The 12,172-nt window shown below is 73.4% G+C and carries 12 protein-coding genes; 7 read left to right on the forward strand and 5 right to left on the reverse strand.

The window, feature by feature from the left end:
- Positions 1 to 207 precede the first annotated feature (207 nt).
- Positions 208 to 2,133 carry an NPCBM/NEW2 domain-containing protein gene (locus tag VH969_RS05690; protein ID WP_331971447.1) on the reverse strand — a complete coding sequence of 642 codons (1,926 nt, stop codon included), beginning with the start codon at positions 2,131 to 2,133 and terminating at the stop codon, positions 208 to 210.
- A gap of 310 nt (positions 2,134 to 2,443) precedes the next feature.
- On the opposite strand from VH969_RS05690, the gene VH969_RS05695 reads away from it, so the two are divergent.
- From VH969_RS05695 to VH969_RS05710, 4 genes are all read left to right on the forward strand, one after another.
- On the forward strand, positions 2,444 to 3,229 hold the full coding sequence (locus tag VH969_RS05695) for a DeoR/GlpR family DNA-binding transcription regulator (protein ID WP_331971450.1): 786 nt from the start codon (positions 2,444 to 2,446) through the stop codon (positions 3,227 to 3,229).
- Positions 3,226 to 4,308, forward strand: a complete 1,083-nt coding sequence (gene galT, locus VH969_RS05700) for a galactose-1-phosphate uridylyltransferase (protein ID WP_331971453.1) — start codon at positions 3,226 to 3,228, stop codon at positions 4,306 to 4,308. The genes VH969_RS05695 and galT overlap by 4 nt, the downstream gene beginning before the upstream one ends.
- Before the next feature lie 372 nt (positions 4,309 to 4,680).
- Positions 4,681 to 6,378, forward strand: a complete 1,698-nt coding sequence (locus VH969_RS05705) for a formate--tetrahydrofolate ligase (protein ID WP_331971456.1) — start codon at positions 4,681 to 4,683, stop codon at positions 6,376 to 6,378.
- Between the two features lie 7 nt (positions 6,379 to 6,385).
- Positions 6,386 to 6,868: a cyclodeaminase/cyclohydrolase family protein gene (locus tag VH969_RS05710; protein WP_331971459.1), complete on the forward strand. Its 483-nt coding sequence runs from the start codon at positions 6,386 to 6,388 to the stop codon at positions 6,866 to 6,868.
- Here the strand turns inward: VH969_RS05710 and VH969_RS05715 are convergent.
- A complete protein-coding gene (locus tag VH969_RS05715; protein ID WP_331971462.1) occupies positions 6,843 to 7,340 on the reverse strand; it encodes a GyrI-like domain-containing protein in 498 nt (165 codons plus the stop codon). The two genes, VH969_RS05710 and VH969_RS05715, sit on opposite strands and share 26 nt — an antisense overlap.
- A complete protein-coding gene (locus tag VH969_RS05720; RefSeq protein WP_331971465.1) occupies positions 7,337 to 8,293 on the reverse strand; it encodes an RNA polymerase subunit sigma-70 in 957 nt (318 codons plus the stop codon). Before VH969_RS05720 ends, VH969_RS05715 begins: the two co-directional genes overlap by 4 nt.
- 23 nt (positions 8,294 to 8,316) lie before the next feature.
- Here VH969_RS05720 and VH969_RS05725 point away from each other — a divergent pair, with 23 nt between their 5' ends.
- A complete protein-coding gene (locus tag VH969_RS05725; RefSeq protein ID WP_331971468.1) occupies positions 8,317 to 8,718 on the forward strand; it encodes a TIGR03668 family PPOX class F420-dependent oxidoreductase in 402 nt (133 codons plus the stop codon).
- Between the two features lie 145 nt (positions 8,719 to 8,863).
- Complete coding sequence (locus VH969_RS05730; RefSeq protein ID WP_331971471.1) at positions 8,864 to 9,652, forward strand: putative protein N(5)-glutamine methyltransferase; 789 nt, start codon at positions 8,864 to 8,866, stop codon at positions 9,650 to 9,652.
- 97 nt (positions 9,653 to 9,749) lie between these two features.
- Here VH969_RS05730 and VH969_RS05735 read toward each other — a convergent pair whose 3' ends face one another.
- Both VH969_RS05735 and VH969_RS05740 read right to left on the reverse strand, forming a co-directional pair.
- Entirely contained in the window at positions 9,750 to 10,853 is a 1,104-nt protein-coding gene (locus VH969_RS05735) for an alpha-amylase family protein (protein ID WP_331971474.1), read from the reverse strand.
- A complete protein-coding gene (locus VH969_RS05740) occupies positions 10,850 to 11,626 on the reverse strand; it encodes an NAD-dependent epimerase/dehydratase family protein (RefSeq protein WP_331971477.1) in 777 nt (258 codons plus the stop codon). The genes VH969_RS05735 and VH969_RS05740 overlap by 4 nt, the downstream gene beginning before the upstream one ends.
- A 147-nt stretch (positions 11,627 to 11,773) precedes the next feature.
- On the opposite strand from VH969_RS05740, the gene VH969_RS05745 reads away from it, so the two are divergent.
- On the forward strand, positions 11,774 to 12,169 hold the full coding sequence (locus tag VH969_RS05745; RefSeq protein WP_331971480.1) for a YciI family protein: 396 nt from the start codon (positions 11,774 to 11,776) through the stop codon (positions 12,167 to 12,169).
- Positions 12,170 to 12,172: the final 3 nt, after the last annotated feature.

Genomic DNA, 12,172 nt, shown 5'->3' on the forward strand with positions numbered 1-12,172 from the left:
TTGTCTAACTCTAGGTAGGCCTGTCAAGGGGTCGGACCTCATCCCGTGTCCAGATCGTGACACGTGCCGGACACTTCCCCGTTACCTGCGGCGTTCGGATGTCACGCTGGGTAGAGATCTGATCAATGCCGCCGAGGTGGCGTGGTGTTGAGAGTTGGGGGCTTTGTGTCGGTGGGGTGCGCCAGCCGGCGCACCCCACCCGGCGTCCTACGCGTCGGCGCAGGTCAACTTCGCGTCGGCCCACTCGGAGTGGTCGTAGTTCTTGTCGTTGTCCGGGCCGGTCCCGGTCAGCAGGACCAGCTCGGTGACGCCCGAGACGTCGACGTCGACCGGCACCGCCGGCTGGTTGCCGGTGACCACATCGGTCTGCGCGAGGGTCTTGCCGTCGCCGACGACGGTGAACGTGACCGCGCCGCGGCCGCCGGTCTCGTCGTCCACCCCCGCCAGCGACGTGAAGCGCGTGCAGCCGGCCCCGAGGTAGTACTTCAGCTCCGACGCGGCATGCGGGGCGATCCCGTGCTCGTAGGTCACCCCGGCGACGGTCAGCGGGTTGCCGTCCACGCTGCGGTCGACGCCGAGCGAGCCCCAGCCGACCTGCGCGCTCACCGGGCTCACCGCCGACAGCCACGGCGAGCCGGCGGGCGCGGTCGCGACGGTCACCGCGCCGTACCCGGTCAGCGTGCCGCCCTGGTGCCGGACGTCCGCGGTCAGCGGGGCGGCGCCGGTCGGGGCGTCCGGCGTGGACCGCACGGTGAAGCCGATCGTCGCGGTGCGGCCGGGCGGCAGCGCGGGCACGGTCGTCGGACCGGTGGGCGTCACCTGCCAGCCGGCCGGTGCGGACAGGCCGACGTGCACGTCGCGGACCGCACGCAGGCCGTCGTTGGCCACCGTCACCCGCGCGGTGAAGGACTCGCCGGGCTCGACGTAGCCGTCGGTGCCGGTGTCGACGTTCGCGGACACCGCGGGCGCGCCGTCCGGCCGAGCCGGGTGCACGGTGAACATCTTCGCGGCGTGGGCGGGCACCGACGCGCGCACGGCGCCGGAGGTCACGGTCGTCGTGTCGGCCCACAGGTCACGCATCGCGTACGCCGGCGCGCCGGGCAGGCCGAGCTCGGCGGCCGTGGTGGCGAGCTGCGCGCCCGTCGTGCCGCGGTTGAACAGCACCACCGCGGCGCCGCCGTCGGAGGTCGGCTTCGCCCAGACCTCCGCGTCACCGGCGTCGGCGATCTTGTGGCCCTGGCTGCCGGCCCAGTCCTGGTCGACCGCGAGCACGTCGGGGTCGGTGAGCAGCCCGAGTGTCGTCGCGTCCATCGAGCGCAGGTCGTTGCCCGCGATCAGCGGCGCGTTGAGCAGGCTCCACATGCTCATGTGCGCGCGGTACTCCTCGGTGGTCATGCCGCCGTTGCCGACCTCGAGCATGTCCGGGTCGTTCCACGCGTTCGGGCCGGAGAACTCCGCCAGCCCGACCTGCTGGTCCACAATGGACACCATGCTGCCCCAGCTGTCGGAGATGTCGCCGGTCGTGCGCCAGTAGTGGCCACCGACCTGTGCGGCCCACTCCCACGGCCGGTTCGTGCCCCACTCGCAGATCGAGTAGACGATGTCGCGGCCGGACGCGGCGAGCGCGTCGGCCATCGCCGTGTAGCGCTCGACCGCCGGGCGGCCCTGGTTGTTGCAGTTGTCGTACTTGAGCAGGTCGACGCCCCACGAGGCGAACGTCGCCGCGTCGGTCGTCTCGTGGTCCAGGCTCGCGGGCAGGCCCTGGCAGGTCCTGGTGCCCGCGGAGGAGTAGATGCCGAGCTTGAGTCCCTTCGCGTGGACGTAGTCGGCGATCGCCTTGATGCCGGCAGGGAAGCGCACCGGGTCGGGCTGGAGCCGGCCCGCCGCGTCGCGCTCGGGTGCCATCCAGCAGTCGTCGATGTTGACGTAGGTGTAGCCCGCGGCGGCCATCCCGGAGGACACCATCGCGTCCGCGGTCTCGCGGATGAGGTCCTCGTCGATGTCGCAGCCGAACTTGTTCCAGCTGTTCCAGCCCATCGGCGGGGTGGGGGCGAGCGGCGGCTTGGCGGCCGGCTGCGGTGGATCGGCGAGCGGCGCACCGCTCGCGGGGACGCCGCCGGCCAGGAGCGACACGGCGCCGAGTACGGCGAGCAGGGCGCAGCGCGCGCGGGCGCGCCGGCGCCGAGCACGTGAGGAGGGAAGACGGCGAGTAGCGAAGGAGCGAAGCGAGCCGACGAGCGCTCTCCGGTTCATTGTGGACACTCCTCTGGTTCCGCGCAGGGATCCGCCGGCGACCGCGGTCGTGACCGTCCGTCAGAAGCAGCGGACATAGCGTCAACTCTGGGGCCGGAAGTGTGGGGTGTCAACATCTGGATGTTCGATTGAGTTGGTTTATGATTGAATGTCGACGATTCGGGGTGTCCTCCATGGGTTGGGAGAGGCGATGCTGGCAGCGGAGAGGCAGGCCCGGATCGTGGAGGAGATCCACAAACGGGGCGCCGTGCGAGTCATCGAGTTCGCCCAGATGCTGGGGGTCTCCGACATGACGATCCGGCGGGACCTGGACGCGCTCGCGCAGCAGGGCCTGCTGGACAAGGTGCACGGCGGGGCCACGCGCCGCTCGGCGTCGACCGAGGAGCCCGGGTTCGAGGCGAAGTCGTTGCGCCAGCAGCCGGAGAAGGAGGCGATCGCGAAGGCCGCCGCCGAGCTGGTCTCCCCCGGCACCGCGGTCGGCCTGTCCGCCGGCACCACGACCTGGGCGCTCGCGCACGCGCTGCGCGGGGTGGACGGCCTGACGATCGTCACGAACTCGATGCGCATCGCCGACGTGCTGCACGCCCGGCCGTCGACCGACCAGAACGTCGTCGTGGTCGGCGGGGTGCGCACGCCCTCGGACGCGCTGGTCGGCCCGATCGCGGTCTCCGCGCTCGCCCAGCTGCACCTGGACCTCGTGTTCCTCGGCGTGCACGGGATGGCCGAGACCGCCGGGTTCACCACGCCCAACCTGCTCGAGGCCGACACCGACCGCGCGCTCGTCAAGGCCGGCAGGCGCCTCGTCGTGCTCGCCGACCACACGAAGTGGGGCACGGTCGGGCTGTCCACGATCGCGCGCCTGGCGGACGCCGACATCGTGATCTCCGACGACGGGCTGCCCGAGGAGGCCCGGATGACGCTCACCGAGCACGTCGAAGAGGTCCGGCTCGTCCCGGTCGGCGAGGCGTCCCGGTGAAACGCACGACGGCGCGGCTCGCGGATGGCCGGGAGATCATCTACTTCGACCACGACGACGCCCCGCCGCGCGAGCCGCACGACCCGCGCGAGCTCGACGAGGTGTCCACGGCCTCGCAGGTGCGCCACGACCCGGTGCTCGACGAGTGGGTCATCCTCGCCTCGCACCGGCAGAACCGGACCTACCAGCCGCCCGCCGACGAGTGCCCGCTCTGCCCGTCCCGCGGCGGCCGGCACACCGAGATCCCGTCGCCGGACTACGACGTCGTGGTGTTCGAGAACCGCTTCCCCAGCCTGTCGATGCAAGCCTCCGGCGGCGCGACGCCGGACCTGCCGCCGCTCGTGGACCACGCGCCCGCGATCGGCCGGTGCGAGGTCGTCTGCTTCACGAGCGACCACGAGGCGGCGTTCGCCACGTTGAAGCCCGAACACGCCCGGCTCGTGGTCGACGCGTGGGCGGACCGGACGGCCGAGCTGTCCGCGCTGCCGGGCGTGGTCCAGGTGTTCCCCTTCGAGAACCGCGGGGCGGCGATCGGCGTGACGCTCGCGCACCCGCACGGGCAGATCTACGCCTACCCGTTCGTGACCCCGCGGACCCGCCAGATGCTGGGCAACGCGGCGGCGTACGCGCGGCGCTGCGGACGCAACCTGTTCGCCGACGTGCTCGCGGGCGAGCGCGCGTCGGGCACGCGGGTGGTGGCGGCGACGGCGATGTGGACCGCGTTCGTGCCGGCGGCCGCCCGCTGGCCGGTCGAGGTGCACGTGTACCCGCACCGGCAGGTCCCGGACATCGCCGCGCTGTCCGGCGAGGAGCGCGACGACTTCGTGCACCTGTACCTGAACGTGCTCGGCCGGCTCGACGCCCTCTACGACCAGCCGCTGCCGTTCGTCGCCGCGTGGCACCAGGCGCCGCACGGGCCGGGGCGTGAGCACGCGTACCTGCACCTGCAGATCACGTCGATCCAGCGGTCGGCCGACAAGCTCAAGTACCTGGCCGGTTCGGAGGCCGCGATGGGCGCGTTCATCACCGACGTGCTCCCCGAGGACGTCGCCCGGCGGCTGCGCGATCTCGGTCGATAGGCAGCTCTTCTCGGGCCATCAGCAACAGTGCTGAGCCAGTGCGGGACGGTTCGCCGGTGGTGTGCACGCAGAATCGCCGAAGCCGCCCCGATCCGGGTCGCGGGGAGCTAAGTTGACGAGCGTGACGACCCTGCCCAGGTGCGGATGGCGAACGATCGCGATCCGGTTCGCGCACCTGCCGGCGGAGCGGGCGGGCGGGGCGGACCTCGATCCGCGCGCCGGCCGCGGGCGGGCGGCTGCGCCGGCCGGCCTAGCCACTGTTGCGCCATAAGGAACTTGCCGCGCTTCGTGCAACCGTGGAGTACCGTCTGGCTCGTCTGCACCGGTACGCGGCTGCGGCCACCCCGCGCCGCCCCCAGAAGGAGCCTGACCATGGCTTTTCCGTCCGACCTGGAGATCGCCCGCGGAGCGAAGCTCAAGCCGATCGAGGACATCGCGGGTGACATGGGCTTGCCGGCCCGGATGCTGGAGCCCTACGGGCGGGACGTCATGAAGATCGGCCTCGGCGCGGTCGACGAGCTCGCCGACGCGCCGAAGGCCAAGTACGTACTGGTCAGCGCCATCACGCCGACCCCGCTCGGCGAGGGCAAGACGACCACGACCGTCGGCCTCGGCCAGGGCTTCAGGCACCTGGGCAAGCAGGCGACCGTGGCGATCCGGCAGCCCTCGATGGGCCCGACGCTGGGCATCAAGGGCGGCGCGGCCGGCGGCGGGTACAGCCAGGTCGTGCCGATGGAGCTGCTGAACCTGCACCTGACCGGCGACATGCACGCGGTGACCGCGGCGCACAACCTGCTCGCCGCGATGGTCGACAACCACCTGCACCAGGGCAACGCGCTCGGGCTGGACCTGTCCGAGATCACCTGGCGGCGGGTGATCGACATGAACGACCGCTCGCTGCGCAACATCGTGGTCGGGCTCGGCGCGAAGGCCGACGGCGTGACCCGCCAGACCGGCTTCGACATCACCGCCGCCTCCGAGGTGATGGCCGCGCTCGCGCTGACCACCGGCGTCGAGGACCTGCGCGCGCGGCTCGGCCGGATCGTCGTCGGCTACACGCCCGCGGGCGAGCCCGTGACGGCCGAGGAGATCGAGGCGGCCGGCGCGATGACCGTGCTGCTGCGCGAGGCCATCAAGCCGAACCTGATGCAGACGCTGGAGAACACACCCGTTCTGGTCCACTGTGGACCATTCGGCAACATCGCCACCGGCAACTCGTCGGTCGTCGCCGACCTGATCGGCATCCGCTGCGGTGACTACCTGATCACCGAGGCCGGCTTCGGCGCGGACATGGGCGCGGAGCGGTTCTTCAACATCAAGTGCCGGGTGTCCGGCCAGTCCCCCGACGCGGCCGTGCTCGTCGCGACCGTGCGCGCGCTCAAGGCGCACTCGGGCAAGTTCAGGATCGTGGCCGGCAAGCCGCTGCCCGACGACCTGCTCGCGGAGAACCCCGAAGACGTGCACGCCGGCGCGGCGAACCTGCGCAAGCAGATCGAGAACATCCGCATGCACGGCGTCTCGCCCGTGGTGTGCGTCAACGCGTTCCCGACCGACCACCCCTCCGAGCACGCCGCGATCCGCGAGATCGCCGAGTCGATGGGCGCGCGCGTCGCGGTCAGCACGCACTTCGCCGACGGCGGCGCGGGTGCGGCCGAGCTCGCGGAGGCGGTCGCGGAGGCGGCGAACGAGCCGACCGAGTTCCAGTTCCTGTACCCGTCGTCGGCCCCGCTGCGAGAGAAGATCGAGACGATCGCAACACGCGTGTACGGCGCGGACGGCGTCAGCTACACCCCGGCGGCCCGCAAGCAGCTCGACAAGTACGAGCGCAACGGCTTCGGCGAGCTGCCCGTGTGCATGGCGAAGACGCACCTGTCGATCTCGTCGGACCCGAAGCTGCTGGGCGCGCCGACGGGCTGGACGCTGCCGGTGCGCGAGGTCCGCGCGTCGGTCGGGGCCGGCTTCGTGTACCCGATCTGCGGCGACATGCGGACGATGCCGGGCCTCGGCTCCTCGCCCGCGGCTACCCGGATCGACCTGGGCTCCGACGGGGAGATCGTCGGCCTATCCTGACCGCTTTGTGAGCAACAGCTTCCTGCACCTGTCGGTCGGTGGGTTCACCGAGCGCGTGGCCGCCCGCACGCCCGCCCCGGGTGGTGGCGCGGTCGCGGCGGTGACGGCCGCGTCCGCCGCCGCGCTCGTCGCGATGGCGGCCCGCTTCGCCGATGCGCCGGCCGGGCCCGCGGAGGCGCTGCGGGCCCGGCTCGAACCGCTGGCCGACGCGGACGCGGCCGCCTACACCGAGGTGCTCGCCGCGTACCGGCTGCCGAAGGACGACCCGACGCGGCCCAGCCGGGTCGCGGCGGCGCTGGCGGTGGCGACCGAGGTGCCGCGCGAGGTCGCCGCGGCCGCCCGCGAGGTGGCGCTCCTGGCCGACGACCTGGTCGAGCGGGGTAACAAGAACCTCGTCGGCGACGCCCGGGTCGCGGCGCTGCTGGCCCGGGCCGCCGCCGACGCGGCGACCGCGCTGGTCGAGATCAACGAGGCGGCGGCGCGGCGCTGACGAGGTAGGCGAGCTCGGTCTCCCACTTGTCCGGGTCCGGCTCGACCTCCGGGTCGCTGCGGTAGGACTCGAACATCCCGCCCCACACGTCCCCGTCCTTGGCGAGCGGCACGCCGTTGCGGCCCGCCCACTCGACGAGCGCCAGGTGGGACTTCGCGATGCCGTCCGGGTGGCCGTGGTGGACGTCGACGACGTACCGGCCGGCGGGCTTGGCGCCCGCGACCACGCGGCCGTCCCCCTCTACCGGTTCGGCGACCGGGACGCCGACCTCGACGGAGAACTTCTCGTCGAAGCCGCCGATCACGCGGTGCCGGTAGAACAGGGCGCCCGCGGGGCGGATCCCGCGCTCGCCCAGCCAGGCGTAGACCTCTGGCACGAGGGCGTTGACCTCGCCCCACTCGCGCAGGGTGGCCTCGATCGGGATGGCGACGTACGGCTGTTCGGTGCGCTCCCGCACCGTCGGTTCACTCATACCCGCTGATACGACGCCGGCCCGCGAAACTCATCGGTGGGCTGGTCCGGCAGCCCGTAGCGGGCGAACTCGCCGGCCAGGTCGAGGTGCGTGGTCAGCTCGGTGATCCCGGCCCGGCTCACCTCGAGCGTCACCAGCGCCATCGGCTCGTGGCGCGTGCCGGTCCACCGGTACTGACCGAACGCGGGCGTCCCGTTGACCGAGGTCGGCAGCAGGCGGGCGTGCTCGCAGGTGCCGTCCGCGTGTACGAGCGCGGCGGCGATGTCGGCGCGGCCGCGCAGCCACCAGGTGAACGGCGGCATCGAGGTCGTGGCGTCCTCGTGCAGCAGGGCGGTGAGCGCGGCGACGTCGTAGCGCTCGAACGCGTCGACGTAGCGGGCGAGCAGGTCGCGGTGCCCGGCATCGAGCGGCTGCGCCGGCGCCGGCGTCCGGATGGTCACGCGGGCCCGCTGCAGGGCGCTGTTCGCCGCCGCGACCGTGGTGCCGAGCAGGCGGGCGACCTCGGCGGCCGAGAACGCGAGGACGTCGCGCAGGATCAGCACCGCCCGCTGCCGCGGCGGCAGCTGCTGGAGGGCGGCGACGAACGCGAGCCGGATCGTGTCGCGCTGCGCGGCCACGTCGGCGGGGTCGCCGAGCAGCGCGTCGGGCAGCGGCTGGACCCACGCGGTCGGCGGCAGCGGCGCGCCGAGGTCGGGCCCGGGGGTGGCGGCGGGGGCGAGGTCCATCGCGCGGGCCCGGCGCTGGGCGCTGCGGAGCATGTCGAGGCAGACGTTGGTGGCGATCGCGTGGAGCCAGGCCCGCACCGGCGCGCGGGCCGGGTCGTAGCCGGCCTGCCAGGCGCGCACGAACGTCTCCTGCACGGCGTCCTCGGCCTCGGCGGCGGCGCCGAGCATGCGGTAGCAGTACCCGGTCAGCTCGCCGCGGTAGGCCTCGAACGTCTCGACCGCCGTCATGGCTCCACGTTAACGTCGCATCGATGGACGAGGCGCAGGCGCGGAGCCGGTTCGCGGCCGCGCGGGTGGCACGGCTCGCCACCGTCGCCGGGGACGGGACGCCGCACCTGGTGCCGGTCACGTTCGCCGTGCGCGGGGACACGGTGGTGATCGCGGTCGACCACAAACCCAAGCGCGGCACCGACCTCAAGCGCTTGCGCAACATCGCGGCCGACCCGCGGGTGAGCCTGCTCGCCGACCACTACGACGAGGCCTGGGACCGGCTGTGGTGGGTGCGCGCCGACGGCCGCGCCCGGGTCGCGCAGACCGGGCCGGTGGACCTGCTCGTCGCGAAGTACCCGCAGTACGCGGCACGCCCGCCGGCGGGTCCGGTGATCGTCGTCGAGATCGACCGCTGGCGTGGCTGGGCGGCGGCCGGCGGGTAAGGTGGCGGTTGACCACGCAGGAACTGCTGTGTCGACCGCGGGAGGTGAGCCCCATTTCCGCCATGTCAGGCCGGGTGCTCTCCTCGAGCGGCCACACCGACTAGGTGGCTGGGAGCGCCCAAGGGGACCCCGAAAGGCGCGCTCCATGGTTGCTTCCACATCCGACATCGTCGCCACCCTCCGGGCCGCCGGCTGCGTCTTCGCCGAGGACGAGGCCCGGCTCCTCACCGACGCCGCCGGCGACGCCGACCAGCTCGCGGACATGGTCGCGCGGCGGGCCGCCGGCCTGCCGCTCGAACACGTGCTCGGCTGGGCGTCGTTCTGCGGGCTGCGGATCGCCGTCGACCCCGGCGTGTTCGTGCCGCGACGGCGTACCGAGCTCCTCGCCTGGCAGGCGCTGAAGCTGGCCGAGCCGGGCGCGGTCGTGGTGGACCTGTGCTGCGGCTCCGGCGCGGTGGCGGCCGCGGTGGCCGCCACCGTGCCGGACGCCGAGCTGTACGCGGCGGACGTCGACCCGGCCGCGGTGCGCTGCGCCCGCCGCAACGTCCCGAGTGGACACGTGTACGAGGGCGACCTGTACGCGCCGCTGCCCGCGGCGTTGCGCGGCCGGGTCGACGTGCTGATCGCGAACGCGCCCTACGTGCCGACGCGCGCGATCGACCTCATGCCGCCCGAGGCCCGCCTCCACGAGCCCCGGGTGGCACTCGACGGCGGCGCCGACGGTCTCGACGTGCTGCGCCGGGTGATCGACGGCGCGCGGGAGTGGCTCGCCCCCGGCGGCCACCTGCTGGTCGAGACCAGCGAGGCGCAGGCCCCGGTGCTGCTGGGCGCCGCCGGCTTCGCCGGCCTGCGCCCCCGCCTGGCCCGAGACACCGGCCTGACCGCGACGATCGTCATCGCCCGCGCTCCACAAACGACACGCACACCTTCGTGACACAGCCGGGCCCTCCGCGCCTCCGCACGGCCTCCCACCCGCCGCCCAGGGGCGGCAACGCGCGCACGGACGCTGGAACCCTCCCGCCACGCCAGGTTCAAGCCCCGAGCCGGGCCATTTCGCGCAGCAGCGGGTGCCGCCAGCGCGGGGCCAGGCCCAGGTGGTACAGGTTCACGCCCGTGGCGCCCGCCTCGTGGAGGCGGCGGGCGTGGTCGGGCAGGTCGGTGGCCTCGGCCGGCGGCAGAACCGTCACGTAGGCGTCCACCTGGCCGCCGGCCCGGGCGGCGTGCACCACCAGGTCCGCCGTCTCCGGGGCGGTCGACCAGGCGGGCACGGTCAGCGACGCGACCGAGTCGGCCGCCGACGGGGTCAGGCCGGGCGACGAGCCCGTCTCCCACGGGTCGGGGTGCGCGTGCAGCCGGACCGGAACGTCCAGTTCGGACAGCACAGCCTCCCGCAGCAGGTCGGTCGCCGCGTGGCGGGTGGCCAGCAGCGCGTCGGCGAACGGGACGACGCCGGCCAGACCGGACGCCTCCGACCGGATCGCGTCGCGCAGCGTCGACACCACCCACGGCGGGTCCAGGCCGCGCGCCGACCAGCCCGCCTGGCAGGCCGCGCAGCAGCACACCGACAGCCACTGCCGGGCCGCCGACGTCCACGCGCCGTCCGACTTCTCGTGGTGCGACCCGTGCGTCACGCCCAGCTGCCCGCACGCCTCCAGCGACACCTCGTCCGCGTCCCGGGCCGCCTCGGCCGCGAGCAGCGCCGCGTACTCCCGCACCTCCGGCCATGACGGGCACAACGCGTACGCGTACCGCTCGCCGAAGCAGTTGACCACCGCCACGTCCGGGCACTCCCTGCCCAGCCGCGAGTTGTGCGTCAGCACGACCCAGGCCGCCACCCGCAACCCGGCCGCCCGCAGCTCGTCCGCCGCCGCGCCGAACGAGTCCTCTGTGGACATCCAGTCCGGCTCGATGGGACACAGCCGCCGCGACGACCACACCGACGCGCGCACCGGCCGGTAAAGCGCGGCGTGCCGGGCGTCGACGAGCTGGCGGCCGGGGTGCAGCGGGGTCGCGGCGCGCGTCGCGTGGTACGCCGCGGCAAGGGCCACGGTGGACACACCGAGCGCCGCCACGCGCCGCGCGAACGACGCGTCGCCCAGCACGTCCCACGGGTAGGCATGCCCGGTGACCCTCATGACGCATCCAGCTCCGGCGAGGTGAAGTCCCCGCCCAGGTACACCTTCTCCAGCTCGCCGGCGGGCGGCACCGAGTCCGCGTACACCTCGGCATCGTCCCCCGGCTCGTAGCCGAGCGCCCGCGCCTCGGCGAGCGACCACCGCCCCCGCGTGTTCGCCGAGATCCCCCACACCACCCGGAAACCCGGCGACGGGGCCGACAGGGCCGCCTCCATCAGCCGTCCGCAGTCGTCCGGCGACAGCCAGGTGGCGAGCGCCCGCTCGTTGATCGGCCGCTCGGCGCACGAACCGATCCGCAGGCAGACCACGTCGAGGCCGTACCGGTCGTGGTAGAGGCTGCCGAGCGCCTCGCCGGCCGCCTTGCTCACCCCGTAGTACGTGTCCGGGCGCGGGTACAGGTACTCCCCCGCCTCCTCGGCCACCGGCCGGAACCCGACCGCGTGGTTGCTGCTCGCGAACACCACCCGCGGCACGCCGGCCCGCCGCGCGGCCTCGAGCGCGGTGTACGTGCCGTTGATGTTGTGCTCGAGGATCTGCGCCCACGGCGCCTCCCGGGACAGCCCGCCCAGATGCACGACGGCGGCGACGTCCGCGCACGCGGCGACCATCGTGTCCATGTCGGACACCGAGCCGGGCACGACCTCCTCGTCCGGGCCGGCGGTCAGGGGTGCGACGTCGAGCAGCCGCAGCGTCCGGCCGGCACGGGCGAGGCGCGGGCGGAGCATCGTGCCGATGGCTCCGGCGGCCCCGGTGAGCAGGATCCGTTCGGTCATACCGTCACTAGTACCAGGTCCGCCGCGGGAGGGCGGGCGGCGAAGATTCCGGCTACATTTCTTGGGCTCGGTTGTCCTCTCGGGGCGGACGACTCCGACGTCTCGGCGAGATGTGCCACCGGGGCACGCGCATTCGAGGAGTGAGAGATGAAGTACCTGATGCTCGCCTACACCAACGCGGACGCCTGGCAGGACGCGGTCGCCGGCTTCGACCCCGGCGCGCCGCTGCCGCCCGAGGTGCAGGCGGCGTGCGACTTCTACGAGCAGCTGGGCAAGGAGCTGAGCGAGTCCGGCGAGTTCGTCACCACCGAGGGCCTCGCCGACCCGTCGCACACGAAGACGATCCGCAAGCGCCCGGCCGGCTCGCCGGAGGTGACCGACGGTCCGTATGCCGAGGTCAAGGAGGTTCTGGCGAGCTACGCGATCGTCGACTGCGAGAGCTACGACCGGGCCGTGGAGATCGGCGCCCGCATCGCGGACGCGGTCGGCGACACGATCGAGATCCGCCCGATCATGGACGCGTTCGGCGCGCCCGACCTGTGACCT

Origin of the sequence: Actinophytocola sp. (genome assembly GCF_036555685.1) — a bacterium.
In the GTDB taxonomy this organism is placed as follows: Bacteria; Actinomycetota; Actinomycetes; order Mycobacteriales; family Pseudonocardiaceae; genus Actinophytocola.

Coding starts and splice junctions, on each gene's coding strand:
- VH969_RS05695 (WP_331971450.1), top strand. CDS start 2,444: ATGCTGGCAGCGGAGAGGCAGGCCCGGATCGTGGAGGAGATCCACAAA.
- VH969_RS05705 (WP_331971456.1), top strand. CDS start 4,681: ATGGCTTTTCCGTCCGACCTGGAGATCGCCCGCGGAGCGAAGCTCAAG.
- VH969_RS05715 (WP_331971462.1), bottom strand. CDS start 7,340: ATGAGTGAACCGACGGTGCGGGAGCGCACCGAACAGCCGTACGTCGCC.
- VH969_RS05720 (WP_331971465.1), bottom strand. CDS start 8,293: ATGACGGCGGTCGAGACGTTCGAGGCCTACCGCGGCGAGCTGACCGGG.
- VH969_RS05725 (WP_331971468.1), top strand. CDS start 8,317: ATGGACGAGGCGCAGGCGCGGAGCCGGTTCGCGGCCGCGCGGGTGGCA.
- VH969_RS05730 (WP_331971471.1), top strand. CDS start 8,864: ATGGTTGCTTCCACATCCGACATCGTCGCCACCCTCCGGGCCGCCGGC.
- VH969_RS05735 (WP_331971474.1), bottom strand. CDS start 10,853: ATGAGGGTCACCGGGCATGCCTACCCGTGGGACGTGCTGGGCGACGCG.
- VH969_RS05740 (WP_331971477.1), bottom strand. CDS start 11,626: ATGACCGAACGGATCCTGCTCACCGGGGCCGCCGGAGCCATCGGCACG.
- VH969_RS05745 (WP_331971480.1), top strand. CDS start 11,774: ATGAAGTACCTGATGCTCGCCTACACCAACGCGGACGCCTGGCAGGAC.